The sequence below is a fragment of the Tsukamurella sputi genome, from assembly GCF_007858445.1.
Classification (GTDB): Bacteria; Actinomycetota; Actinomycetes; order Mycobacteriales; family Mycobacteriaceae; genus Tsukamurella; species Tsukamurella sputi.
In genome coordinates, this window is sequence record NZ_VIGV01000005.1 from 145,290 (window position 1) to 167,201 (window position 21,912).

At 70.5% G+C, this 21,912-nt stretch carries 24 protein-coding genes; 12 read left to right on the forward strand and 12 right to left on the reverse strand.

The window, feature by feature from the left end; translation table 11 throughout:
* The first annotated feature begins 1 nt into the window (after nt 1).
* The 6 genes from FK268_RS16950 to FK268_RS16975 all read left to right on the forward strand — a co-directional run bounded on the left by FK268_RS16950 (nt 2) and on the right by FK268_RS16975 (nt 4,984).
* Nucleotides 2-304, forward strand: coding sequence for a hypothetical protein (locus FK268_RS16950; RefSeq protein ID WP_146436191.1), 303 nt, complete (start codon nt 2-4; stop codon nt 302-304).
* Nucleotides 305-314: 10 nt separating this feature from the next.
* Nucleotides 315-626 carry a DUF3349 domain-containing protein gene (locus tag FK268_RS16955; protein ID WP_146436193.1) on the forward strand — a complete coding sequence of 104 codons (312 nt, stop codon included), beginning with the start codon at nt 315-317 and terminating at the stop codon, nt 624-626.
* A gap of 103 nt (nt 627-729) precedes the next feature.
* Nucleotides 730-1,083 carry a DUF3349 domain-containing protein gene (locus tag FK268_RS16960; protein ID WP_146436195.1) on the forward strand — a complete coding sequence of 118 codons (354 nt, stop codon included), beginning with the start codon at nt 730-732 and terminating at the stop codon, nt 1,081-1,083.
* Nucleotides 1,080-2,228, forward strand: a complete 1,149-nt coding sequence (gene menE / locus FK268_RS16965; RefSeq protein ID WP_146436197.1) for an o-succinylbenzoate--CoA ligase — start codon at nt 1,080-1,082, stop codon at nt 2,226-2,228. Before FK268_RS16960 ends, menE begins: the two co-directional genes overlap by 4 nt.
* A 66-nt stretch (nt 2,229-2,294) precedes the next feature.
* Nucleotides 2,295-4,088 carry an acyl-CoA dehydrogenase gene (locus FK268_RS16970; RefSeq protein WP_146436199.1) on the forward strand — a complete coding sequence of 598 codons (1,794 nt, stop codon included), beginning with the start codon at nt 2,295-2,297 and terminating at the stop codon, nt 4,086-4,088.
* A gap of 20 nt (nt 4,089-4,108) precedes the next feature.
* On the forward strand, nt 4,109-4,984 hold the full coding sequence (locus FK268_RS16975) for a 1,4-dihydroxy-2-naphthoate polyprenyltransferase (protein ID WP_146436201.1): 876 nt from the start codon (nt 4,109-4,111) through the stop codon (nt 4,982-4,984).
* Between the two features lie 25 nt (nt 4,985-5,009).
* On the opposite strand, the gene cds1 is transcribed toward FK268_RS16975, so the two are convergent.
* Both cds1 and FK268_RS16985 read right to left on the reverse strand, forming a co-directional pair.
* Nucleotides 5,010-6,116, reverse strand: coding sequence for an L-cysteine desulfhydrase Cds1 (gene cds1, locus FK268_RS16980; RefSeq protein WP_146436203.1), 1,107 nt, complete (start codon nt 6,114-6,116; stop codon nt 5,010-5,012).
* On the reverse strand, nt 6,113-6,412 hold the full coding sequence (locus FK268_RS16985) for a DUF4229 domain-containing protein (RefSeq protein WP_146436204.1): 300 nt from the start codon (nt 6,410-6,412) through the stop codon (nt 6,113-6,115). The genes cds1 and FK268_RS16985 overlap by 4 nt, the downstream gene beginning before the upstream one ends.
* A gap of 177 nt (nt 6,413-6,589) precedes the next feature.
* Here FK268_RS16985 and FK268_RS16990 point away from each other — a divergent pair, with 177 nt between their 5' ends.
* On the forward strand, nt 6,590-6,751 hold the full coding sequence (locus FK268_RS16990; RefSeq protein WP_074850913.1) for a BldC family transcriptional regulator: 162 nt from the start codon (nt 6,590-6,592) through the stop codon (nt 6,749-6,751).
* 93 nt (nt 6,752-6,844) lie between these two features.
* On the opposite strand, the gene ccsB is transcribed toward FK268_RS16990, so the two are convergent.
* The 6 genes from ccsB to hemL are packed head-to-tail and all read right to left on the reverse strand — an operon-like array spanning nt 6,845 to nt 12,771.
* The gene (ccsB, locus tag FK268_RS16995) at nt 6,845-7,837 is read right to left on the reverse strand and encodes a c-type cytochrome biogenesis protein CcsB (protein WP_146436206.1); all 993 of its coding nucleotides are present in this window, start codon (nt 7,835-7,837) and stop codon (nt 6,845-6,847) included.
* Nucleotides 7,837-9,432: a cytochrome c biogenesis protein ResB gene (resB, locus tag FK268_RS17000; protein ID WP_146436208.1), complete on the reverse strand. Its 1,596-nt coding sequence runs from the start codon at nt 9,430-9,432 to the stop codon at nt 7,837-7,839. Before resB ends, ccsB begins: the two co-directional genes overlap by 1 nt.
* A complete protein-coding gene (locus FK268_RS17005; protein ID WP_146436209.1) occupies nt 9,432-10,217 on the reverse strand; it encodes a cytochrome c biogenesis CcdA family protein in 786 nt (261 codons plus the stop codon). Before FK268_RS17005 ends, resB begins: the two co-directional genes overlap by 1 nt.
* Nucleotides 10,217-10,807: a TlpA family protein disulfide reductase gene (locus FK268_RS17010; RefSeq protein WP_146436211.1), complete on the reverse strand. Its 591-nt coding sequence runs from the start codon at nt 10,805-10,807 to the stop codon at nt 10,217-10,219. Before FK268_RS17010 ends, FK268_RS17005 begins: the two co-directional genes overlap by 1 nt.
* Nucleotides 10,804-11,433, reverse strand: coding sequence for a histidine phosphatase family protein (locus FK268_RS17015; protein WP_146436213.1), 630 nt, complete (start codon nt 11,431-11,433; stop codon nt 10,804-10,806). The genes FK268_RS17010 and FK268_RS17015 overlap by 4 nt, the downstream gene beginning before the upstream one ends.
* Nucleotides 11,434-11,445: 12 nt before the next feature.
* Entirely contained in the window at nt 11,446-12,771 is a 1,326-nt protein-coding gene (gene hemL / locus FK268_RS17020; protein WP_146436214.1) for a glutamate-1-semialdehyde 2,1-aminomutase, read from the reverse strand.
* A 125-nt stretch (nt 12,772-12,896) separates the two neighbouring features.
* On the opposite strand from hemL, the gene FK268_RS17025 reads away from it, so the two are divergent.
* The 5 genes from FK268_RS17025 (at nt 12,897) to FK268_RS17045 (ending at nt 18,515) form a co-directional block, all read left to right on the forward strand.
* Nucleotides 12,897-13,100: a ribbon-helix-helix protein, CopG family gene (locus FK268_RS17025; protein ID WP_146436216.1), complete on the forward strand. Its 204-nt coding sequence runs from the start codon at nt 12,897-12,899 to the stop codon at nt 13,098-13,100.
* A complete protein-coding gene (locus tag FK268_RS17030) occupies nt 13,097-13,486 on the forward strand; it encodes a type II toxin-antitoxin system death-on-curing family toxin (RefSeq protein ID WP_146436218.1) in 390 nt (129 codons plus the stop codon). Before FK268_RS17025 ends, FK268_RS17030 begins: the two co-directional genes overlap by 4 nt.
* A gap of 57 nt (nt 13,487-13,543) precedes the next feature.
* Nucleotides 13,544-14,971: a WS/DGAT/MGAT family O-acyltransferase gene (locus FK268_RS17035; RefSeq protein WP_146436220.1), complete on the forward strand. Its 1,428-nt coding sequence runs from the start codon at nt 13,544-13,546 to the stop codon at nt 14,969-14,971.
* Entirely contained in the window at nt 14,968-16,449 is a 1,482-nt protein-coding gene (locus FK268_RS17040) for a carboxylesterase/lipase family protein (protein WP_146436222.1), read from the forward strand. The genes FK268_RS17035 and FK268_RS17040 overlap by 4 nt, the downstream gene beginning before the upstream one ends.
* Before the next feature lie 92 nt (nt 16,450-16,541).
* Nucleotides 16,542-18,515, forward strand: a complete 1,974-nt coding sequence (locus tag FK268_RS17045) for an acyl-CoA dehydrogenase family protein (RefSeq protein WP_146436224.1) — start codon at nt 16,542-16,544, stop codon at nt 18,513-18,515.
* A 25-nt stretch (nt 18,516-18,540) separates the two neighbouring features.
* On the opposite strand, the gene FK268_RS17050 is transcribed toward FK268_RS17045, so the two are convergent.
* From FK268_RS17050 to FK268_RS17065, 4 genes are read right to left on the reverse strand one after another with little or no spacing between them, the layout of a single operon-like run.
* On the reverse strand, nt 18,541-19,227 hold the full coding sequence (locus tag FK268_RS17050; protein WP_146436226.1) for a hypothetical protein: 687 nt from the start codon (nt 19,225-19,227) through the stop codon (nt 18,541-18,543).
* A gap of 52 nt (nt 19,228-19,279) precedes the next feature.
* Entirely contained in the window at nt 19,280-20,200 is a 921-nt protein-coding gene (locus tag FK268_RS17055) for a MetQ/NlpA family ABC transporter substrate-binding protein (RefSeq protein WP_146436228.1), read from the reverse strand.
* Entirely contained in the window at nt 20,197-20,907 is a 711-nt protein-coding gene (locus FK268_RS17060; protein WP_146436229.1) for a methionine ABC transporter permease, read from the reverse strand. The genes FK268_RS17055 and FK268_RS17060 overlap by 4 nt, the downstream gene beginning before the upstream one ends.
* A complete protein-coding gene (locus FK268_RS17065; RefSeq protein WP_146436231.1) occupies nt 20,904-21,899 on the reverse strand; it encodes a methionine ABC transporter ATP-binding protein in 996 nt (331 codons plus the stop codon). The genes FK268_RS17060 and FK268_RS17065 overlap by 4 nt, the downstream gene beginning before the upstream one ends.
* Nucleotides 21,900-21,912: the final 13 nt, after the last annotated feature.

Here is a 21,912-nt window from a genome sequence, read left to right on the forward strand (position 1 = left end):
CATGGAAACCATCTCCCTCGCCCTCAGCGCAGTCTGGAAGGTCCTCCTCGTGGGCCTCATCCTCGGTGCCGGTCTCCCCGCCCTGTTCGCCGTCGGTGTTCGCGGCCTCGCCATCGGCAACGGCCACGAGCAGGAGGACGGCACCGTCCACCAGCCGAACCCGCTCGGCAACGTGCTCGCCGTGATCGCCTTCGTCATCGTCGTCGCCGCGGTGCTCCTCGGCATCGCGATGATCGTCGCGTCCGGCTTCAAGTACGAGCTCACCTTCGAGCACATCTACCCGTGGTTCGAGAAGAAGAAGTAGGGGCAGGCACATGACCACCGAGAACACGCAGGACAGCGTCCTCACCCAGGTCCTCGACTGGCTCCGCGCCGGCTACCCCGAGGGTGTGCCGCCGAAGGACTACTTCCCCCTCCTCGCCCTGCTCAAGAAGCAGCTCACGGAGGACGAGGTGAACTCCGTCATCGGCCGCATCCTCGCGAACCGTCCCGATGAGGTGCACCGCGAGGAGATCGAGGCCGCGATCACCAAGGTCACGCAGTCCGAGCCGAACGACGAGGACCTGCGTCAGGTCGCCTCGAAGCTCGCAGCGGGCGGGTGGCCGCTCACCGGCTTCGCCGGCTGATCTTCACCATCGCAATGCCGCTCGCCGCGGCGCTGGTCGACCCCCTATTCTTGTTCACGGAGTAGGGGGTCGTCCCTTACCTACATGTGGAGGTGATTCGCGGATGAGTGCAGGCACTGGGTTCATCGCGAAGATCGTGGACTGGCTGCGCGCCGGCTACCCCGACGGCGTGCCCAGCACGGATTACCAGCCCTTGCTGGCGCTGCTCGACCGTCAGCTGACCAAGGAAGAGGTCAAGGAGGTCACGCGCGAGCTGATCGACGAGGCGCACCTCTCGCCCGAGGGCGTCGAGCCGATCACCCGCGTGGACGCCGGCGTGGCCATCAGCGGCCACACGCACGAACTCCCCCTCGAGAAGGACATCGCCCGCGTGCGCGAACGCCTCGAGCGCAAGGGCTGGCCCTTCGACGACGCCCCGCTCAACCCCGAGGGCTGCCCCAAATCGCACGGCGAGTGAACCTCGAGATCCTGCCGATCGACACCGTCGAATCGGCGCTCCCGCAGCTCTCCGCGCTGCTGGACGGCACGGCGCCCGCGTGGCTGCCCGTGCCCGCGCGCGACGCGCGGGAGGCGGCCCGTCTGGCGGAGGCGCTCGCCGCGGGCACCCCGATCGACGAACGGGCCGCCCTGGTGGTGGCCACGTCCGGCACCACGGGCACGCCCAAGGGGGCGATGCTCACGCGCGCCAATCTGCAGGCCAGCGCCGCCGGGACCCACGAGCGGCTCGGCGGGCCCGGCCAGTGGCTGCTGGCGATGCCGCCGCACCACGTCGCCGGGGTGCAGGTGATGTTGCGCTCCCTCGCCGCCGGCCACGCGCCGGCGCAGCTCGACGTACGGTCCGGCTTCGACCCCGCCGCCCTCGCCGCCGCGCACGCGCGGATGACAGCGGACCGTCGGTACGTCTCCCTGGTCCCGACCCAGCTGGTGAAGGTCCTCGCCGACCGGGCGGCGACCGAGGCCCTCGCCCGGTTCGACGGGGTGCTCATCGGCGGCGCCGCCTGCCCCGTCCCGGTCCGCGAGGCCGCGCTCGCCGCCGGCATCCGCATGGTGCGCACGTACGGGATGTCCGAGACCGCGGGAGGCTGCGTCTACGACGGTGCGCCCCTCCCGGGTGTCGAGGTCCGCCTGGACGGCCCGGAACAGCGGATCGTCCTCGGCGGCCCGACGGTGGCCCTCGGCTACCGGAACCTGCCCGAGCACCCCGCGTTCGCCGAACCCGGCCGGTTCCGCACCGACGACGCGGGGACGCTCACCGACGGGGTCCTCGCCGTCACCGGCCGGCTCGACGAGGCCATCTCCACCGGCGGCCTGACGGTGCTCCCCCAGGTCGTGGAGGCCGTTCTCGCGCAGGTTCAGGGTGTGGCCGAGGTCGCCGTCTTCGCGCAGCCCGATGCGCGCCTGGGCCAGCGGGTGGCCGCCGCGGTGGTTCCGGTCCCGGGCGCGGAGGTCACCGTCGAACTGCTGCGCGCGGCCGTGGAGGCCGAGCTCGACCGGACGGCGGCGCCGCGGGCGCTGTACCTGGTCGACGAGTTGCCGCGGCGCGGGCCGGGCAAGATCGACCGGCGGGCGCTGGCGGCGCAGGTCACAAATATTCACGACTGAAGGAATCTCCGGTAAGGTTACCGCCGAGTAAGATAGCTCGGCAGGCACAGCCCGGATCGGAGAACCGTGAAGCAGAACATCGCAGCGCAGACCCCGCTGCTCAACCCCCGCGACGTCGACTTCCTGCTCTACGAGTGGCTGAACGCCGAGGAGCTCACCAAGCGCGACGCCTTCGCCGACCACTCGAAGGAGACCTTCGACGCCGCGCTCGACCTGGCGGCCGACATCGCGGTGCAGAAGCTGTCGAACCACTACAAGGACGCCGACGCCAACGAGCCGACGATCCAGCCCGACGGCACCGCGAAGACGCTGCCCGAGACCAAGGCCGGGCTCGACGCGATCAACGAGGCGGGATTCACCTTCGCCGAGCTGCCCGCCGACGAGGGCGGCATCGGCCTGCCGTCGCTGATCAGCAAGGCCGCGTTTGCGTGGATGCAGGCCGCGAACGTCGCGACCACCGTCTACTCGGGGCTGACGCTCGGCAACGGCAACGTGATCCGCTCCTTCGGCACCGATGAGCAGAAGCGCCTGTACCTGGAGCCGATGATCGAGGGCCGCTTCACGGGCACCATGTGCCTCTCGGAGCCCGACGCCGGCTCCGCGCTCGCCGATATCAGCGCCAAGGCCGAGCCCCGCGAGGACGGCAGCTACGCCATCACCGGCACCAAGATGTGGATCACCGGCGGTGACCACGAGATGACCGAGAACATCGTGCACCTGGTGCTCGCGAAGGTGCCGGGCGCACCGGACGGCGTCAAGGGCATCTCGCTGTTCATCGTGCCGAAGCACCTGGTGAACGACGATCAGTCGGTCGGCGAACGCAACGCCGTGAACCTGGTGAGCCTGAACCACAAGATGGGCAACAAGGGCACCACCAACTGTCTGCTGTCGCTGGAGAACGCCACCGGCTACCTGGTGGGCGCGGAGAACCGCGGCCTCGTGCAGATGTTCCAAATGATGAACGAGGCGCGCGTGGCCGTGGGCCTGGCGTCGTCGGCGATTGGCTACACCGGCTATCTGCAGTCGCTCGAGTACGCCAAGACCCGCGTGCAGGGCCGGCCGGTGACCGCTCCGACGGGGCCGCAGGTCCCGATCATCGAGCATCCCGACGTGCGGCGGATGCTGTTGGCGCAGAAGAGCTACGTCGAGGGCGGGCTCGCGCTCGCGCTGTTCGGTGCGCGCCTCGTCGACGACGCGCACACCGCGCCCACCGAGGAGGAGCGCACCGCCGCCGGGCAGCTGCTCGACTTCCTCACGCCGATCATCAAGAGCTGGCCGAGCGAGTGGGCCACCCGCGCCAACGACCTCGCCATCCAGATCCACGGAGGCTACGGCTACACGCGGGACTACAACGTCGAGCAGCTGTACCGGGACAACCGGCTCAACGCGATCCACGAGGGCGCCAAGGCGATCCACGGCCTGGACCTGCTCGGGCGCAAGGTTCCGCAGCACGGCGGGGCCGCGTTCGGCGCGCTGCTGGGCCGCATCGAGGCGACGGCGGCGCGGGCCGAGAAGCACGAGGAGCTGGCGCCGCACGCGGTCGCGCTCCGGGCTGCGTCGCAGCGAGCCGTCGAGGTCACGATGGCGCTCGGCGGCACCGGGGATCCGGCGCTCTCGCTCGCGAACGCTACCTCCTACCTCGACGGCCTCGGCCACGTCGTGGTGGCGTGGCTGTGGCTCGACCAGGCGCTGGCGACGTACGGCGAGGACGGCACCGCGAAGTCCGAGGCCTTCTACCGCGGCAAGCGGGCGGCCACGCAGTACTTCTTCGTGTACGAGCTTCCGAAGGCGCACACCGAGTTCGACCTGCTGGCGAAGCTCGACCGCACCACGCTCGACCTGGACACCTCCGTCCTGTAGCGACTGCATAGGCTGGGTGCATGGCAACCGCAGCGCAGTGGCTCGAAGGGGCCCGCCCCCGCACGCTCCCGAACGCGATCGCTCCGGTGATCGCGGGGACGGGGGCGGCGGGCTTCCTGGGCGAGGCGGTCTGGTGGAAGGCGCTGCTGGCGCTCGTCGTCTCGCTGTCGCTGATCATCGGCGTGAACTTCGCGAACGACTACTCCGACGGTATCCGCGGCACCGACGACGATCGGGTGGGCCCGCTACGGCTCGTCGGGTCGGGGCTGGCCTCGCCCGCGGCGGTCAAGCGCGCCGCGTTCGCGTGCTTCGGGGTGGGCGGCATCGCGGGTATCGCGCTGTCGCTCACCTCCGCGCCCTGGCTGATCCTCGTGGGTCTGGCGTGCGTCGCCGGCGCGTGGTTCTACACCGGCGGCTCGAAGCCCTACGGGTACCTCGGCTTCGGCGAGATCGCGGTCTTCGTCTTCTTCGGGCTCGTGGCGGTGCTCGGCACCGAATTCGTGCAGGCCGGGCGCGTGGACGCGGCCGGCGCTCTCGCGGCGTGCGCGGTGGGCTCGTACAGCTCCGCGGTCCTCGTCGCCAACAACCTGCGCGACATCCCCACGGACCGCGAGTCCGGCAAGATCACCCTCGCCGTCCGGCTCGGCGACTCCCGTACCCGCGTCCTGTTCGCGGTGCTGGTCGGCGTCCCGACGGTGCTGGGCCTGGCCATGGCGGCCGTCGCCACGCCGTGGGCGCTGCTCACCCTGGCGTCGCTGCCGCTCGCCGTGCGCGCCGCCCTCCCCGTGGTCCGCGGCGGCCAGGGCCGCGAGCTCATCCCCGGCATCGCCCAGACCGGCCTTGCCATGCTCGTCTGGTCCGTCGGCGCGGCGATCGGCCTGTTCCTCGGGGCTTGATGCAATTCCCGCCGGCGGGCGGTGCCTACTCCCGCCAGGAACCGTCCGCGAGGAAGTGCTCGACGGTGAGCGTGGGCGGGATGAGGTCGAAGCCCCTGGACTCGACCCAGGCGTCGTCGAAGTAGGTGTCGAGGTAGCGGTCACCGTCGTCGGCCAGGAGGGTGACGACGCTGCCAGACGCGCCGGCCCGCACCATCTCGGCGATCACGCCGAAGGCTCCCCACAGGTTCGTCCCCGTGGAACCGCCGACGCGCCGGCCGAGGAGCGCGGAGGCGATACGCGCGGCGGCGATCGACCCGGCGTCGGGCACGCCCACCATGCGGTCGACGATCTCGGGGATGAAGGAGGGCTCCACGCGCGGGCGGCCGATGCCCTCGATCCGCGACGACTGCCCCGTCTCCAGCGAGCAGTCACCCGCCTCGAAGCCGGGGAGGAAGCTGGAGTTCTCGGGGTCCACGACGCACAGCCGCGTCGCGTGCCGGCGGTACCGGATGTAGCGCCCGATCGTCGCCGAGGTGCCGCCCGTGCCCGCGCCGACCACGATCCACGCCGGCTCCGGGTGCTCCTCGAGCGAGAGCTGCGAGAAGATCGACTCGGCGATGTTGTTGTTGCCGCGCCAGTCCGTGGCCCGCTCGGCGTGGGTGAACTGATCCATGTAGTGGCCGCCGCGTTCGCGGGCCAGGCGGGCCGCCTCGGTGTACACCTCGTCGGCGCGATCCACGAAGTGGCAGGTACCGCCCTCGCGCTCGATGAGCGCGACCTTGGCGGGCGAGGTGGTCTTCGTCATCACGGCCACGAAGGGCAGGCCCAGCAGCTTGGCGAAGTAGGCCTCGGAGACGGCCGTCGAGCCCGACGAGGCCTCGATCACGGTGGTGCCCTCGCGCACCCAGCCGTTGCACAGCGCGTAGAGGAACAGGGACCGGGCCAGACGGTGCTTCAAGCTGCCCGTGATGTGCGTGGTCTCGTCCTTGAGGTACAGGTCGATGCCGCGGCCGTCCGCGCCCCGCGCCCACTCCCCCAGCGGGAAGCGCAGCAGATGCGTGTCCGCGCTGCGGCGCGCGTCGGCCTCGATCAGCCGGACGGCGTTGTCCACCCACGACCGGTCGGCGGACCGGTCGCAGACGACGGTCATTCGTCCACGCCCTGCAGACGGCGACGGAACTCGTTGCGCTTCTCCTTGCGCGCCTCGTCGATCACCGCGGCGCTCTCGTTGACCCGCGTGCGCAGCTTCTTGCCGAGCACCATCGACAGCGGCAGCGAGACCACGAGCGCGAACAGGAACACCGGAACGGGCGGCACCTCGTCGAGGAACAGCATCCCGATCCCGTAGAGCACTCCGAAGACCACGACGACGAGCCCCAGGCGGAACGCCGTATACAAAACAAGATCGCGCGCGAGGGTCCGCTTCGCCGTACTCGTATCGGTCATGACCTCGAGCCTACTCCTCGTCCGAAATCCGACTTTACCAATTCTTGGCACATGGATAGAGGTTCGAGTACTCGGGCAAATCGCTGCATACTGGGCATCATGACGACCGCACACCCGAACCTCGCCCAGCGCGCAGCGGACCCGCGGGCCGCTGCGCCCCGTCAGCCCGAGCGCCTCATGACCCCAGGCCAGGTGGCTGCGCTGTTCAACGTCAACCCCAAAACGGTCACCCGATGGGCCGGAGCGGGCCTCCTCGGCTCCGTCCGGACGCCCGGTGGGCACCGTCGCTTCCGCGCCTCCGAGGTCTTTGCTCTGTTGAACCAGAACACGACGGCCTAGCCCCCGGACGAAACCAGGGCGCCGCCCCACCGAGATCCTCGGGGGCGGCGCCCTTCTCGTACGCGGCCGCGCTGCGCGGACCGCCCGCGCGACTCAGCCGGCGTAGGAGTGCAGGCCGCTCACCACGTAGTTGATGAAGAACAGGTTGAAGACCATCGTGGCGAAGCCCAGCAGGTTCAGATAGGGCGCGGCCTTGCGCCAGACGGCCGTCGCCCGCGCGTGCAGGTACGCCGCGTAGATCACCCAGGAGACGAACGACACCGTCTCCTTCGGGTCCCAGCCCCAGGGCCGGCCCCACGCGGCCTCCGCCCAGATCGCACCGCAGATGACGCCCGCACTGAACAGCGGGAAGGCGACGATCACGGTGCCGTAGGCGACGCGGTCGAGCACCTGCGCGGACGGCAGGGCCTCGACGAGCCGGCCGAAGGGGCCCGACGGCGCCTCGACGGTCCCGTCCGGCAGCTCGTACTTGCGCTTGAGCAGGTACAGCAGGCTGGCGACACCGGAGACCAGGAAGATGCCCGAGCCCACGGAGACGATCGAGACGTGGATCGCGAGCCAGTAGGACTTCAGCGCCGGCACCACGGGACCGGCGGTCGTGTACAGCACGCTCTCGGCGACGAACATCAGCATCAGCACCGGGACCAGCACGAAGACGAGGATCGGCCGGGTCTCGGACTTGCGCAGCATCACGACCGCGGCGAGCACCGCGCCCGCGCAGGTGATGGTGACGAACTCGTACATGTTGCCCCAGGGCATGCGCCCGGTGGCGATGCCGCGGGAGACGATCGACGCGACGTGCAGCAGCAGGCCGGCGATCACCACGGCGTAGCCCATCCGCCCGATGCGCTCGGAACGCGAGACCCGCGGACCGTCGTCGACGACGATGCCGGGCGCCGACTCGGTGGCGATGGGCGCACCGCCGGCGGCGACGAGCTCACGCTTGCGGTCGCGCGCCGTCGTCGCGCTCACCCGCGTGGTGGCGAGCTCCACCACCAGCAGGATCAGCGCGACGGCGTAGATCGCGGTGGCGCTGAGGAACATCGTCTCGGCGTACCCGGCGAGGGTCGTGTTGGTGGTTTCCATTAGCGATTCGCTTTCTCACCGTGTCCACCGGCCACTCGGTCGGCCAGTGCTTCGAAGTCCTCGTTCCACCCGGCCTGGTCGGTCCGGGCGAGTCCCGCGATCTCCATCACGGTACCGCCGTCCGCACGCGGGGTCAGCCGCACGAACACGCGCCGCCGCTTGACGGTCAGCGAGACGATGAGCCCGCCCAGCATCCCGATCGCGAAGATCAGCGTCCAGTTCTGCGCCGGGTTGTGGCTCACCTGCAGGGCGGCGAAGTTGGTCACCCCGTCGAACCGCACCCGGGTGCCGTCCTCCAACGTGGTCGACTGCCCCACCGACAGGTTCACGCGCGCCTTCTTCTCCAGCCGCTTCGCGTCGATCTGATCGCGGCTGAGCGAGAAGATGTTCTGCGGCTTGCCGGTGTCGAGCCCGGTGTCGCCCTGGTAGATGTCCACGGCGACGGCCGGATCGTTCGGCGCGGGGAACCGGGAGGTGAGCAGCGTCCCGTCGAGCTGCTTGGTGGGGGCCAGCAGCCCCTCGATCCCGATCTGCTTGGTGCGACGCTCGTCCTCGCTGGGGTACAGCTCGGCGGGCGGGTCGAAGCGCAGCGCGCCCGAGGAGAGGAAGTTGACCTTGTCCTGCGGTGCGAACTGCATGGTCTGGGTGCGGACGGCGCCGTTCGGGTAGGTCACCGAGAAGGTGCCCGCGTAGCCGTGGCCGAGCATGTAGACGCGCACGCCCTCCATGCGGAGCGGCTTGTTCACCTCGATCGCGTACTGCTTCCAGGTGTCGTCGCGCAGGCCGTCACGGTCCTGGTACGAGGCGAGGGTGCGGAACATGTCCGGCTGCTTGTTCGGGAGGAAGGTCGCCTGCACCTGGTCCGCCTTGAGACAGAAGGGCGCCAGCCCGGTCCCGTCGACGAGGTTGCCCGCGCGGAAGTTGTCGTAGTTCGACGAGGAGTTGCAGAAGCCCTCGTCGCCGGCGATCACGATGCGCGAGCCCTCGTAGGAGAACTGCTGCCCCACGCCGATCGCGACCAGGATGCCCAGCAGCGAGATGTGGAAGACGAGGTTCCCGGCCTCGCGCAGGTAGCCCTTCTCGGCGGAGACGGTGACCGTCCCGTCGGGTTCGGCGGTGCCGCCGGGCCGGCTGATCTTGCGCCAGCCGCGCAGGGCCCCGAGCGCGGTCCGCGCCGCGGCCTCCGGATCCTCGTCGCTCTCGCGGGTCGTGTGCCGCGGCAGCCGCGAGAGGTTGCGCGGCGTCGCGACGGGCGGCGTGCGCAGGGCACGGAAGTGCTCGAAGACGCGCGGCACGATGCAGCCGACGAGGGAGACGAAGAGCAGCGCGTAGACGGCGGTGAACCACACCGACTTGAAGACGCCGAAGAGCTGCAGCTTGTCCATGAACTCGCCGAGCGAGCCGTGGTCGGCGATCCACTTGGCGGTCGCGGCGGAGTCGACGTCGCGCTGCGGCAGCAGGGCGCCGGGCATGGCCGCGACGGCGAGCAGGAAGAGCAGTACCAGCGCGGTCTTCATCGACGTGAGCGAGCGCCAGGTATTGCGGATCACGGCGATCACGCGACGCGGGAGGGACTGCTTGACAGGAGTACTCATCAGATCGGCATCACCGTGTTGGAGACGAACATGCGGCGCACGAGGTCGATGAACTCGGTCCAGTAGCCGGTGACCAGCGCGACACCGACGGCGATCATCAGCACCCCGCCCACGACCTGGATCCGGCGCGAGTTGCGGCGCAGCCACCCGACCGAGCGGACCGCCACCGTCGACCCCAGGGCCAGGACGATGAAGGGCAGGCCCAGCCCGGCGCAGTAGGCCACGATGAGGAGCGCGCCGCGCGCCGGTTCGGCGTCGGTGCCGACGACGATGGACAGGATCCCCGCCAGCGTCGGGCCGATGCACGGGGTCCAGCCCAGCGCGAAGACGCCGCCCAGCAGGGGCGCGCCCGCGAGGGTGGTCCACTGCCGCGGCGCGAACCGGACGTCGCGCTCGAGCATCGGGACGAGCCCGATGAAGGCCAGGCCCATGACGATGGTGACGACGCCGCCGATCCGCATGAGGGTGTCGGCGCCCAGCCGGATCGATGTGGCGAGCCCGAAGACGGACATCGTCATCAGGAGGAAGACGACGGTGAAGCCGGCGACGAAGAGCACCGCGGCGCCCATCACGCGCCAGCGCCCGGCGCGCGTGCCCGCCTTCGCCTCGTCGACGGTGGCGGCCGGCGCCTCGGCCCCGACGAGCCCGGCGAGGTACGACAGGTAGCCCGGGACGAGCGGGACGATGCACGGCGAGGCGAAGGAGACGAGTCCCGCGAGCAGGCACGCGCCGAGCGCGAGCAGCAGCGGGCCCGAGACGGCCGCGGTGGCGAAGGCGTCTCCCATCAGCCCTCCCCCAGGACCTTCTCGATCGTGGCGGTCAGTTCCTTCTCGCCGACGGTGGTGAGGTAGGAGGCGGCCACGCGGTGCTGCCGGTCGAGCACGAAGGTCATCGGCACGACGGTGGTCGGGTACTGCTCACCGATGGCCAGCAGGGTCTTGCCGGGCGGGTCGTAGATCGACGGGTAGGTCAGCCCCTGCGAGGCGATGAAGTCGCGCGCGGCGTCGTCGCCGGCCGTCTCGCGCACGTTGATCCCGAGGAACTGCACGCCCTTGTCCTTGGTGGCGAGGAAGGTGCGCTCGAGCTCGGGCGATTCGATGCGGCAGGGGGCGCACCAGCTGCCCCAGACGTTGATGACGACGACCTTGCCCGCGTAGTCGGCGAGCCGGACGGTGCTCTTCTCGTCCGTCACGCTGCGCCCGGACAGGTTCTCGACGGTGCTCCGCTTGCCGGGCTCGTAGAACTGCCGGACCTTGCCGCCGGGGGCGATGACGCCGCCCTTGGCGGACTGGTCGGAGAGCTGGACGCAGCCGGACGCGCCGAACGCTACGGCGCCGACGACGAGGAGCGCGGCGACGCGGCGGGCCGGCCTCACGCGCCGCGCACCAGCGGGTCGGTGGCGCCCGCCGGCTCGGAGTAGACGATGTCGACGAGCTCGTCGCCGTCGTAGACGAGGCTGGTCAGCGAGGCGAGGGAGCACTGCCGGTTGCGCGGGTCGTGCCACAGCCGCTTGCCCTCGAGGTAGCGGCGCAGGGTCACGACGGGCAGTTGGTGGCTCACCAGCACGGCCTCGTGGCCGCGGGCCCGCTCGCGGGCGATGTCGACGACGCCGACCATGCGGTGCGCGATCTGCAGGTAGGGCTCGCCCCACGAGGGCGTGAACGGGTCGCGCAGTTTGGGCCAGTGCCTGGGCTGGCGCAGCGCACCGTCGCCGACGGCCACCTTGAGGCCCTCGAACTGGTTGCCGGCCTCGATCAGCTCCTCGTCGGTGATGATCGGCAACCCGTGCGAGGCGGCGATGGGCGTCGCGGTCTCCTGGGCGCGCTGCAGCGGCGAGGCGAAGACGGCGGTGATGTCGTGGTCGGCGAGCGCGTCCGCCACCGTCTGCGCCTGTGCCCGGCCCTTGTCGGACAGGCGGAAGCCGGGCAGGCGGCCGTAGAGGATGCCGTCGGGATTGTGCACCTCGCCGTGGCGCATCACGTGCACGATCGTCTGAGTCATCTGCGGTGTCTCCTACTGCGTCGCCGCGGCGGCCGCGCGGGCGGCGGCGGGCAGAGCCGCCTCGATGGATGCGAAGTCGTCGTCGGTGAGCGCGGCGGAGACGAACCAGGCCTCGAAGGCGCTGGGCGGCGGGTAGACCCCCTGCTCGAGCAGCGCGTGGAAGAAGGGCGCGAAGCGGAAGGTCTCGGCCGCCTTGGCCTGTGCGTAGTCCGCGACCGGCCCGTCGGTGAAGAAGACCGAGACGAGGTTGCCCGCGTACTGGACGTGATGCCGCACGCCTTCGGCGGTGAGCGCATCGCCGATGAGCCCGCCGAGGCGGATCGAATTGGCGTTGAGCTTGGCGTACACCTCATCGGTCGCGTTCTGCAGGGTCGCCAGGCCCGCGGCCACGGCGACGGGGTTCCCCGACAGCGTGCCGGCCTGGTAGACGGGCCCCAGCGGCGCGAGATGCCCCATGACCTCGGCCGATCCGCCGAAGGCGGCGGCGGGCAGCCCGCCCGACATGACCTTGCCGAAGGTGAACAGGTCGGCGTCGACGGGCTCGAGGCCGTACCAGCCGGCCTTGCTGACGCGGAAGCCGGTCATGACCTCGTCGAGGATGAGGAGCGCACCGTCGGCGCGGGTGATCTCGCGCAGGCCCTCGTTGAAGCCGGGGAGCGGCGGGACGGCGCCCATGTTGCCGGCGGCGGCCTCGGTGATGACGGCGGCGATCTGCCCGGGGTACTGGGCGAAGGCCTCGCGCACCGCGTCCAGGTCGTTGTAGGGCAGCACGACGGTGTCCTGCGCCTGCGCGCCGGTCACGCCGGGGCTGGTCGGCAGGCCGAGGGTGGCGACGCCGGAGCCGGCGTCGGCGAGCAGGGCGTCGACGTGGCCGTGGTAGCAGCCGGCGAACTTGATGATCTTGGCGCGGCCGGTGACGCCGCGGGCCAGGCGGACGGCGCTCATGGTGGCCTCGGTGCCGGAGTTGACCAGGCGGACCCGCTCGACGGGGGCGACGCGCGCGATGATCTCCTCGGCGAGGGCGATCTCGGCCTCGGTGGGGGCGCCGAAGCTCAGGCCGGTGGTGGCGGCGCGCTGCACGGCGTCGACGACGGCCGGATGCGCGTGCCCCAGGATCATCGGACCCCAGCTGGCGACGAGGTCCACGTAGCGCTTGCCGTCGGCGTCGACGAGCTGCGAGCCGGACGCCGAGACGATGAAGCGCGGGGTGCCGCCGACGGCCGAGAAGGCGCGCACCGGGGAGTTCACCCCGCCGGGAATGGAGCGGGCGGCGCGATCGAAGAGGGCCGCGCTGGCCGGGGCCGCAGTGTCGCTACCGGGGGTACGGGGAGAACTCACGACCTCCAGTGTCCCAAACGAGGGCAAGTCGTCAACTACAGGGTGTAGGAGGCCTCCGGAATCCGCCCCGATGGGCGGTTCGGAACGCGATACCACTGTGGTACCACCGCGCGTACGCTGGAGACATGGCCATGACGCTCCGCCTCACCGATGACGACGACGCCGCCCTCACCGCGCTCGCCGAAGCCGAGGGCGTCAGCAAGCAGGAGGCCGCGCTGCGCGCGATCCGCGAGAAGTCCGCGCAGATCGACCGCGATGCGCAGGTCCGCCGCCTCACGCGCGACGCGGTGGCCCGGTACGGGCCCCTGCTCGATCGCCTCGCGCAATGACGGTTCACCTCGATCTCGCACTGCTGCTGACGATCGCCGACGAGGCCGCCCTCCCCAGTGTTCGCGACGCGGGGCTGCTCGAGGCCGCGGCGATGCGGCCGAGAGCGTCCGTGTTCGGTGAGGACGCGTATCCGACCCTCGATGAGAAGGCCGCCGCACTTCTCGAGTCGATCGTCCGCAATCACCCGCTCGTCGACGGGAACAAGCGGCTGGGTTGGCTCGCGGCGACGATCTTCTACGCACTGAACGGCGTCGATCTGGACGCGCCGGAGGATCCGGCGTACGACCTCGTCATCGGCATCGCCGAAGGACGGATCGACTACCGCCTCAGCGCGGCCGCACTCGCGTCGTGGACCGCGCCCGCCCGCTCCACCCACCACCTATAGTGGAACAGGTTTCACTTACCTGAGCCGGACATCACCACCGACACCTGGGGGAACAGCATGGAACGACTCAGCGGACTGGACGCCTCGTTCCTGTACCTCGAGTCCCGGTCCCAGCTGATGCACGTGAGCGGGATCCTCGAACTGGATCCCGCCACCGTCGAGGGCGGCTACCGCTTCGAGGACCTGCGCGGCGAGCTGGCGCGGCGGATCACCGCGATGCCGGCGTTCCGGCGCAAGCTGCACGACTCCGTCGTCAATCTGGACCATCCGGTGTGGGTCGAGGACGAGTCCTTCGACATCGAGGCGCACGTGCACCGCGTCGCCGTGCCCGCGCCCGGCGGGCAGACCGAGCTCGCCGAGCTCTGCGCGCACGTCGCCGGACTGCCCCTGGACCGCAGCAAGCCGCTGTGGGAGATGTGGGTCATCGAGGGGCTGGCCGACGGGAGGATCGCGATCATGATGCGCATGCACCACGCCGGTGTCGACGGTGTGACCGGCGCGGGCCTGATGGCCCAGCTGTGCTCGCTGACCCCGGAGCCGCCGGCGCTCGACCCGGCGATGGTGGACAAGTCGACGGGCGGCGCGCCGCTGCTCGCCCTCGCCGCCGACGGCGCGAAGAACGTCCTGCTCCGGCCCCTGTCGTTGGTCTCGCTGCTGCCGCGCACGCTGCCGGTCCCGGTCAAGTGGTGGACCCGCTCGCGCCGCGGCGCCGCGATGCCCGCCCCGTTCAGCGCACCGCGCACCTCGCTCAACAGCTCCATCACGGGCCACCGCGCGATCGCCTTCGCGGCGGTGCCACTGGCGGACGTCAAGAAGATCAAGGACCACTTCGGGGTCAAGGTCAACGACGTGGTGCTGGCGGCCTGCTCCGGCGCGATGCGCGAGTTCCTGCACGACCGCGGCGAACTGCCCGCGCAGCCGCTGGTCGCCATGATCCCCGTCTCGGTGCACGAGGCGGAGATCGGCGCGACGCTGGTCGAGGGCTCGAACAAGGTCACCGGCATGTTCACGCGCATGACCACCGACGTCGAGGGCCCCGTCGAGCGGCTGGAGGCGATCCGGGAGCGGGTCGCGACCAGCAAGGAGCACCACGGCGAGCTCGACGACAACCTGCTGCGCTCGTGGGCACAGTTCGCGCCGGCGTCGATCATGCAGATGGGCGCACGGATCTACGGCGACAACAACCTGCCCGAGCTGCACCCGGTGGTCTACAACTTGGTGATCTCCAACGTCCCCGGGCCGGACATCCCGCTGTACTTCCTGGGCGCGCGGATCCACTCGATGTACCCGCTCGGCCCGGTCTTCCACGGCGCGGGCCTCAACGTGACGGTCTTCTCCCAGGAGGGCACACTGAACATCGGTGTGATCGCCTGCAAGAAGCAGGTGCCCGACCCGTGGCCGATCGTCCGCGCCTTCGAGCGCGACATCGCCGCACTGGTCGCGGCCGTCGACGCGGCCGGGAACGAGGAGAGCGCAGAGCAATGACCGACGGCCCGCGGGTACGAATCGACAGCGGCGAGATCTCCGGCCGCGACCAGCGGACGGTGCACGCCTTCCGCGGGATCCCGTACGCGCAGCCGCCCGTCGGGCCGCTGCGCTTCCGCGCACCGCAGCCCGTCGAGCCCTGGGAGGGCGTGCGCGCCGCGACGGAGTTCAGCGCGGCCGCGCCGCAGAACAAGAAGTACACGCTGGTCGGTTTCCGCGAGTACCAGCCCACCAGTGAGGATTCGCTCACGCTCAACGTGGTGACGCCGGCGCGCCCGGCCACCACGCCGCGGCCCGTCATGGTCTTCATCCACGGCGGCGCCTACCTCATGGGCAGCTCGGCCACGCCGCTCTACTACGGCAACTCGCTGGTCGAGCGGGGCGATGTCGTCTTCGTCTCGATCAACTACCGCCTCGGCGCCCTCGGCTACCTCGACCTGACGGAGTTCTCCACCGACGAGCGCCCCATCGACGGCAACCTGGGCCTGCGGGACCAGGTGGCGGCGCTGCAGTGGGTGCAGCGCAACATCGCCGTCTTCGGCGGCGATCCGGGCAATGTCACCGTCTTCGGTGAGAGCGCGGGCGGCAACGCCGTCACCACGCTCCTCGCGACGCCCGCCGCCCGCGGCCTGTTCCACCGTGCGATCGCGCAGAGCTCGGCGCCGGGCCTCACCGTCGACGCCGTCACGGCCCGCGGCTGGGGCAAGCGCTTCGTGGAGTTGCTGGGCGGGCCCGAGCGGATCGACGAGGCCACCTCGGAGGAGTTGGGCGGCACCGGGAACCGGCTCATGGGCGAGCTCAACCGCGAGCAGCTCGGGGTGATCCCGTACGGCCCCACGGTCGACGGTGACTACCTCCCGGAGGATCCCGCGGTCGCGATCGCGGCGGGCCGGGGCGCGGCGGTGCCGCTCATCATCGGCACCAACCGCGCCGAGGCGACGCTGTTCACGAAGATGCCGGGAATGGGCAAGCCGTCGGCCGAGCGGGTGGCGCACACCGTCGGCGCGACGCCGGAACGGTTCGCGCCGCTGGCCGCCGCGTACCCGGGCTTCCCGGATGTGGGCCCGCTCAACCGGATCGTCGGCGACTTCATGTTCTGGGCGCCGTCCCTGCGCATCGCACAGGCGCACGCCAAGCACGCACCGACGTACTTCTACCGCTACGACTTCTCCCCCAAGACGCTCGATCTGCTGGGGTACGGCGCCACGCACGCGACGGAGCTGATGGCCGTCTTCGGCGTCTACCACGGGACCACGGGCTGGGTGCTGGGCGCGCTGGGCGACCGCCGGATCGCGATGCGGGTCTCCGACGGAATGCAGCGCGACTGGATCACGTTCGCGCGCACCGGTCATCCCGCGAGCGAGTGGCCGACGTACAACGGCACGTCCCGCGCCACCCTGGTGATCGACGACCGCAACCGCATCGTCTACGACCCGTCGCCCGAGATCCGCAGGGCCTGGGAGCAGTTCTCCGGATAGGCGAGTCCGGTTCCGCGCGCGGCGCCGGCGGAGCCGGCGATTCCCACCGGGCGAACCGGCAGGAATCGCCCGCGCTCGGTACGGTTGGGATCATGAATGCTCCGACCTCACCGGCATCGTCGCCCGAACTGACCGCAGCGCTGCGCGCCATCCTCGACGGCCGGTGGGCCGCCACGAGGGACGTCGTCCGCGCCCAGATCCAGGACGGCAACGTCGTGCCCAAGGCGGGGCTGAGCCTCGACGAGTACCGCGAGCTGATGCTCGGCCAGATGAAGGCCATGGTGCCGCTGGGCTTCCCGGCCGACGGCTTCAAGTCCGAGCACGGCGGCACCGGCGACGTGGGCGCGGCCGTCACCGCGATCGAGACCCTCGGCTACGGCGATCTCTCGCTCATGGTCAAGGCGGGCGTCCAGTGGGGCCTGTTCGGCGGGGCTGTGGAGAACCTCGGCACCGACTACCACCACGACACGTACGTGAAGGGTCTCATCGACCTGGACGTGCTCGGCTGTTTCGCCATGACGGAGACGGGCCACGGCTCCAACGTGCAGGAGCTGGAGACCACCGCCACCTACCTGCCGGAGACCGGCGAGTTCGAGATCCACTCCCCCACCTCCAGCGCCCGCAAGGACTACATCGGCGGCGCCGGCAAGCACGCCCGGTACGCCTCGGTGTTCGCCCAGCTCATCACCGGCGGGCCCGGCGAGGAGCCCACGCGCCGCGGCGTGCACTGCTTCGTGGTGCCGATCCGCGACGAGAACGGCGACGACCTGCCGGGCGTCACCACGTCGGACTGCGGCTACAAGGGCGGCCTGCCCGGCGTGGACAACGGCCGCATCGTCTTCGACCGCGTCCGCATCCCGCGGCGCGAGCTGCTGAACCGCTACGCGGACGTCGCCGAGGACGGAACCTATTCCAGCCCCATCGAATCCGATAACAAGCGCTTCTTCACGATGCTCGGCACGCTGATCCGCGGCCGGGTCACCGTGGGCGCCGCGGCGGGCGCCGCCGGACGCCTGGGCATCACCCTGGCCACCAAGTACGCGCTGGTCCGTCGCCAGTTCGACGCACCGGGCGGCGATAACGAGCTGCTCCTGCTCGACTACCGCACGCACCAGCGCCGGCTGCTGCCCCTGGTCGCGCGCGCCTACGCCTTCGCGCTCGCGCAGAACGAGCTCACCGCCGAGCTGCACGAGCTGCAGTCGGGTGATCCCGATGCCGTCGATCCCGCGTACGCCCGCGAGATCGAGGGCAAGGCCGCGGGCATCAAGGCGGGCCACACCCGCCTGGCTTCGGACGCGATCAGCGCGGCCCGCGAGGCCTGCGGCGGCGCCGGCTACCTGTCGGAGAACCGGCTTCCGCTGCTGCGCGGCGACATCGACGTCTTCACCACCTTCGAGGGCGACAACCTGGTGCTCACGCAGCTCGTCGCGAAGGAGCAGCTGACCGCCTACGCCGCCGACGTCCAGGGCCTCGACGCCGTGGGCTGGGTGCGCTTCGTCGCGGAGATGGCACGCGACGTGGTGCTGGAGAAGACCGCGGCCCGCCAGGTGGTGCAGACGCTGCTCGACGACTCGAACGAGGACACCGAGGAGAGCGAGCTCACCCACCCCGGTACGCAGCTGCGCCTGCTCCGTAACCGCGAGAACCACCTGCTGCGCACCGCGGCCGACCGCATGCGTCGCGCGAAGGATCCCGACGAGGACCCGCTTGAGGTCTTCACCGAGACGCAGGACCACCTGATCAAGGTCGGCGAGGCCCACATCGAGCGGATCGTGCTCGAGTCCTTCGTCGACGTGATCACGGACGTCAAGGACCGCGCCACGCGCGATGCGCTCAAGCTGATGCGCAACCTGTACGTCTACTCGCTGCTCGAGCGCGACCTGGGCTGGTACCTCATGCACCGGCAGGTCTCGGTGGAGCGCGCCAAGGCCATCCGTCGCGGCGTGAACGAGCTGTGCGGCAAGGCCCGCCCGCTCGCCGAGTCGCTGGTGGACGCCTTCGGCATCCCCGCCGCGGCGCTGGACGTCCCGATGCTGGATCCGCGCAACTCCGTCTCGGTCCACTAGTCCCGACGGTGCCGCGCGGGCCCGGTCACAGGCCCGCGCGGTGCTTGCCGTCGTGGGGATCTCCGTTCGCCCCACCGTCGACGGCGCCACCCGGCGTCGCCGCCACGCCCCACGCCGCGTGGACGGGCAGGTGGAGGCGCTGCAACAGGGGCCGCACGCGGGCACGCACGGCCGTCAGCCGCAGCAGCGCGATGAGGACCAGCGCGATCGGGCTGATGATCTGGAAGACCGTGATCAGCCGGTTGAACAGCGTCGCCTGCGCCGGGTCCAGGTCGAGCACGATGACGAACATCGCGGCGATGCTGCTGAGGTACGCGAACAGCCAGTAGGCCCCGAACGCGCCCGCGGCGAGCACGAGCGCGCTGCGCCACCGCGGCGCGCCGTCCTTCAGCAGGTAGAACATCGCGACGACCATCCCGAGCAGGGCCGCGCTACGCGCCATGTACTCCAGATCGAGGTAGAGCGCGTCCTGGAGGGTACCGACGGAGTTCTCGAGCCGTTCCCCGTCGAACTTCCCGGAGGCCACCGCGATCATCGACAACGTGACCAGGAGCGAGGCGAGCAGCGCCGAGCACTCGAGGACGCTCGCTAGAACCTGGAAGAAGGGCTTCTTGATCAGCCCGATCAGCCGGGCGGACGCCTGCCCGACCAGCGTGCCGATGGAGATGATCGCGATGATCCGGGTGATCAGACCCCACGTCTCGACGTTCATGCAGCGATCCTAATGGGATCGCAAATTCACGAACGGCTACCGCCGTTCCGGGTCACAACGGGAGCAGGATGTTCTTCACCCGGGGGTCGGTACGCAGGAACTCCTGCACGGCCGGGTCCTTGAACGCCGCGACGAGGTTCTTGATGTTCTCGGCGTCCTTCCACCTGCTGCCGATCGTCAACTGACCCGCGAACTCGTCGGGCGCGGCCGGAGCGAAGATCTCCTTGCTGATCGGGACACCGGCGGCGAGGTAGTACTCGGTGTACCCGACGGCGGCGTCCAGGTCGGGCAGGGCCCGAGTCTGTGCGGCGAAGTCGAGAAGCGTGAACTGCAGGTTCTTCGGGTTGGAGGCGATGTCCTTGACCGTGGCCTGCCACTTGTTCACGCCCGGCTTCAGGGTGATCAACCCCGCCCGCTCGAGGAACCACAGCCCCTGCGCCTCGTTGGCGGGGTCGGAGTAGAGCGAGACCTTGGCGTTCTGCGGCAACTGCTGCGGGTCGGCGTACTTGTCCGAGAACAGCCCGAAGCCCCACCGGAAGACCGGCGTCGCGGCCTCCTCACGGAAGTCCGGATTGGCCTGCAGCACCTGCCCCAGCCACAGCTTGTGCTGGTACACCGTGGCCGCCACCTCCCCTTCGCTCACCGCCCGGTTGATGGTGGTGGAGTCGGCCAGTCCCTTGAAGGCCACAGTGATCCCGTGCTTGGGCGCCACCTCCTTGGCGACGAACTCGATCAGCGCCTGCTCGGCCGCGTTGCCCTCCGTCGTCGCGACCAGCAGGGTCGCGCCCGCGGTCTCGTTCGCCGTCGCGGCGTCGGCGCCGCCCCACGCACGCCAGCCGATCAGACCGGCGATCACCAGCACGACGAGCACCACCGCGCCGATGATCAGCGGTCGGCGCGAGGCCCTCGTCGTGAAGCCGTGGTCGTCCTCCGTCCGGGAGGCATCGGTCGGGGTGTCGGTGTCGGTGCTCATGCGTGTGCCTTTCGGAGAACGGACTGGCCGGGAGTGAGGTGCCGCACGAGGGCGTCACCGAGGAGCTGAATGGCGGTCACCACGACCACCAGCACCACGATGGTCGCGATCATGACGCCGTGGTCGAACCGCTGGTAGCCGTAGGTCACGGCGACGTAGCCGAGGCCGCCCGCGCCGATCGTGCCGGCGATGGTCGAGTACTCGATCATCGCGATCGTGTTGATCGTGAGGCCGCCCACGATGTTCGGCAACGCCTCGGGGACTTGGGCTCCCCAGATGATCTGAGCGTTCGACCCGCCCGAGGCCTTGGCCACGGTGACCACCTCGGGCGGGAGCGAGCGCAGGCTGTTCTCCACGATCCGCGCGAAGAACGCGATGCCCGCGATCGACATCGGTACCACCGCGGCGGCGATGCCGATGTTGGTGCCGGTGAGCAGTCGGGTGAACGGGATGATCGCCGTCATCAGGACCAGGAAGGGCAACGACCGACCGATGCTGATGAACCACGTGAGCGGCTGGTGCAGAGCCGGTTTCGCGAGAAGCCCGCCCGGTGCCAGGTTGTAGACGAGCGCGCCCAGCGGGACCCCGATCACGAGCACCACGGCCATCACGACGCCCACCATGATCACGGTGTCGCGCAGAGCCGGTAGGAGCAGGTCGGGGATCTCGCTCGCGGGCACGGTGATCCCGGAGGCGAGCAGGCTCATGCCGGCACCGCCTCACGGATGCCGCCCTGCCGTCGCAGGCCGAGCGCGAGTGCCGTCTCGAGCACGCGCGGCAGGTCGGCCTCGTCGATCCCGACGGTGACGGTCCCCACCGGAACCCCGTCGACGGCCTGGACGGACGCGGCGAGAAGCGCGACGGTGGTGCCGGTCTCGACGGTGAGCCGACCGAGCCAGTCGGGCGGTACGCCGGTGTCGTAGGTCAGGCGGACCGTCGCCTGACCGGACGGTGCCGCCGCCGCGGGCCCCGTGGCACGAAGTGCCTCTCCGAGCACGGATTCCGGGTCGGTGAGCAGTCCGACGAGCGGTCCCTGCTCGGCGAGCACCCCGTGATCGAGGCGGGCGGCGCTGTCGGCGACCCGCACGATGGTGTCCATCTCGTGGGTGATCAGCACGACGGCGAGGTTCAGCTCGTCGCGCACGTCGCGCAGCAGGTCCAGGTACTGCGCGGTGGCCTCCGGATCCAGGCCCGATGTGGCCTCGTCGGACAGCAGGACCTTGGGTCGCAGGGCCAGCGCGCGGGCGATGCCGACCCGCTGCCGCTGCCCGCCCGAGAGCTGGTGCGGGTAGTGGGCGGCCTTGTCCGACAGCCCGACTCGATCCAGTAGCTCCCCGACGCGGGCGCGGGTCTCCGCCTTGGTGACGCCGAGGTATTCGAGCGGCAGCGCGACGTTCTCCGCCGCGGTGCGGCGACGCAGCAGACTCGAGGCCTGGAAGACGGTGCCGATACGGCGCCGTGCGGCCCGCAACTGCGACTCCGGCAGCGCCGTGAGGTCCTGACCGTTGATCACGACGGTGCCGCTGCTCGGGCGTTCCAGCAGGTTCAGGCATTGCGCCAGCGTCGATTTGCCGGCGCCGCTGGGTCCGACGACGGCGAAGATCTCACCGGCGGCCACGGTGAAGGAGACGTCGCGGAGCACGTGTGCGGCGCGCTCGCCGGTGCCGTACGTCTTGGTGAGGCCCTCGACCTCGATCATGTGCGTCCTCCTG

Coding starts and splice junctions, on each gene's coding strand:
- FK268_RS16950 (WP_146436191.1), top strand. CDS start 2: ATGGAAACCATCTCCCTCGCCCTCAGCGCAGTCTGGAAGGTCCTCCTC.
- FK268_RS17055 (WP_146436228.1), bottom strand. CDS start 20,200: ATGAGCACCGACACCGACACCCCGACCGATGCCTCCCGGACGGAGGAC.
- ccsB (WP_146436206.1), bottom strand. CDS start 7,837: ATGGAAACCACCAACACGACCCTCGCCGGGTACGCCGAGACGATGTTC.
- FK268_RS16955 (WP_146436193.1), top strand. CDS start 315: ATGACCACCGAGAACACGCAGGACAGCGTCCTCACCCAGGTCCTCGAC.
- FK268_RS17030 (WP_146436218.1), top strand. CDS start 13,097: ATGACGGTTCACCTCGATCTCGCACTGCTGCTGACGATCGCCGACGAG.
- FK268_RS17040 (WP_146436222.1), top strand. CDS start 14,968: ATGACCGACGGCCCGCGGGTACGAATCGACAGCGGCGAGATCTCCGGC.
- FK268_RS17025 (WP_146436216.1), top strand. CDS start 12,897: ATGGCCATGACGCTCCGCCTCACCGATGACGACGACGCCGCCCTCACC.
- FK268_RS17005 (WP_146436209.1), bottom strand. CDS start 10,217: ATGGGAGACGCCTTCGCCACCGCGGCCGTCTCGGGCCCGCTGCTGCTC.
- FK268_RS16990 (WP_074850913.1), top strand. CDS start 6,590: ATGACCCCAGGCCAGGTGGCTGCGCTGTTCAACGTCAACCCCAAAACG.
- FK268_RS17015 (WP_146436213.1), bottom strand. CDS start 11,433: ATGACTCAGACGATCGTGCACGTGATGCGCCACGGCGAGGTGCACAAT.
- FK268_RS17045 (WP_146436224.1), top strand. CDS start 16,542: ATGAATGCTCCGACCTCACCGGCATCGTCGCCCGAACTGACCGCAGCG.
- resB (WP_146436208.1), bottom strand. CDS start 9,432: ATGAGTACTCCTGTCAAGCAGTCCCTCCCGCGTCGCGTGATCGCCGTG.
- FK268_RS17035 (WP_146436220.1), top strand. CDS start 13,544: ATGGAACGACTCAGCGGACTGGACGCCTCGTTCCTGTACCTCGAGTCC.
- FK268_RS16960 (WP_146436195.1), top strand. CDS start 730: ATGAGTGCAGGCACTGGGTTCATCGCGAAGATCGTGGACTGGCTGCGC.
- FK268_RS16985 (WP_146436204.1), bottom strand. CDS start 6,412: ATGACCGATACGAGTACGGCGAAGCGGACCCTCGCGCGCGATCTTGTT.
- FK268_RS17060 (WP_146436229.1), bottom strand. CDS start 20,907: ATGAGCCTGCTCGCCTCCGGGATCACCGTGCCCGCGAGCGAGATCCCC.
- FK268_RS16975 (WP_146436201.1), top strand. CDS start 4,109: ATGGCAACCGCAGCGCAGTGGCTCGAAGGGGCCCGCCCCCGCACGCTC.
- FK268_RS17065 (WP_146436231.1), bottom strand. CDS start 21,899: ATGATCGAGGTCGAGGGCCTCACCAAGACGTACGGCACCGGCGAGCGC.
- cds1 (WP_146436203.1), bottom strand. CDS start 6,116: ATGACCGTCGTCTGCGACCGGTCCGCCGACCGGTCGTGGGTGGACAAC.
- FK268_RS17050 (WP_146436226.1), bottom strand. CDS start 19,227: ATGAACGTCGAGACGTGGGGTCTGATCACCCGGATCATCGCGATCATC.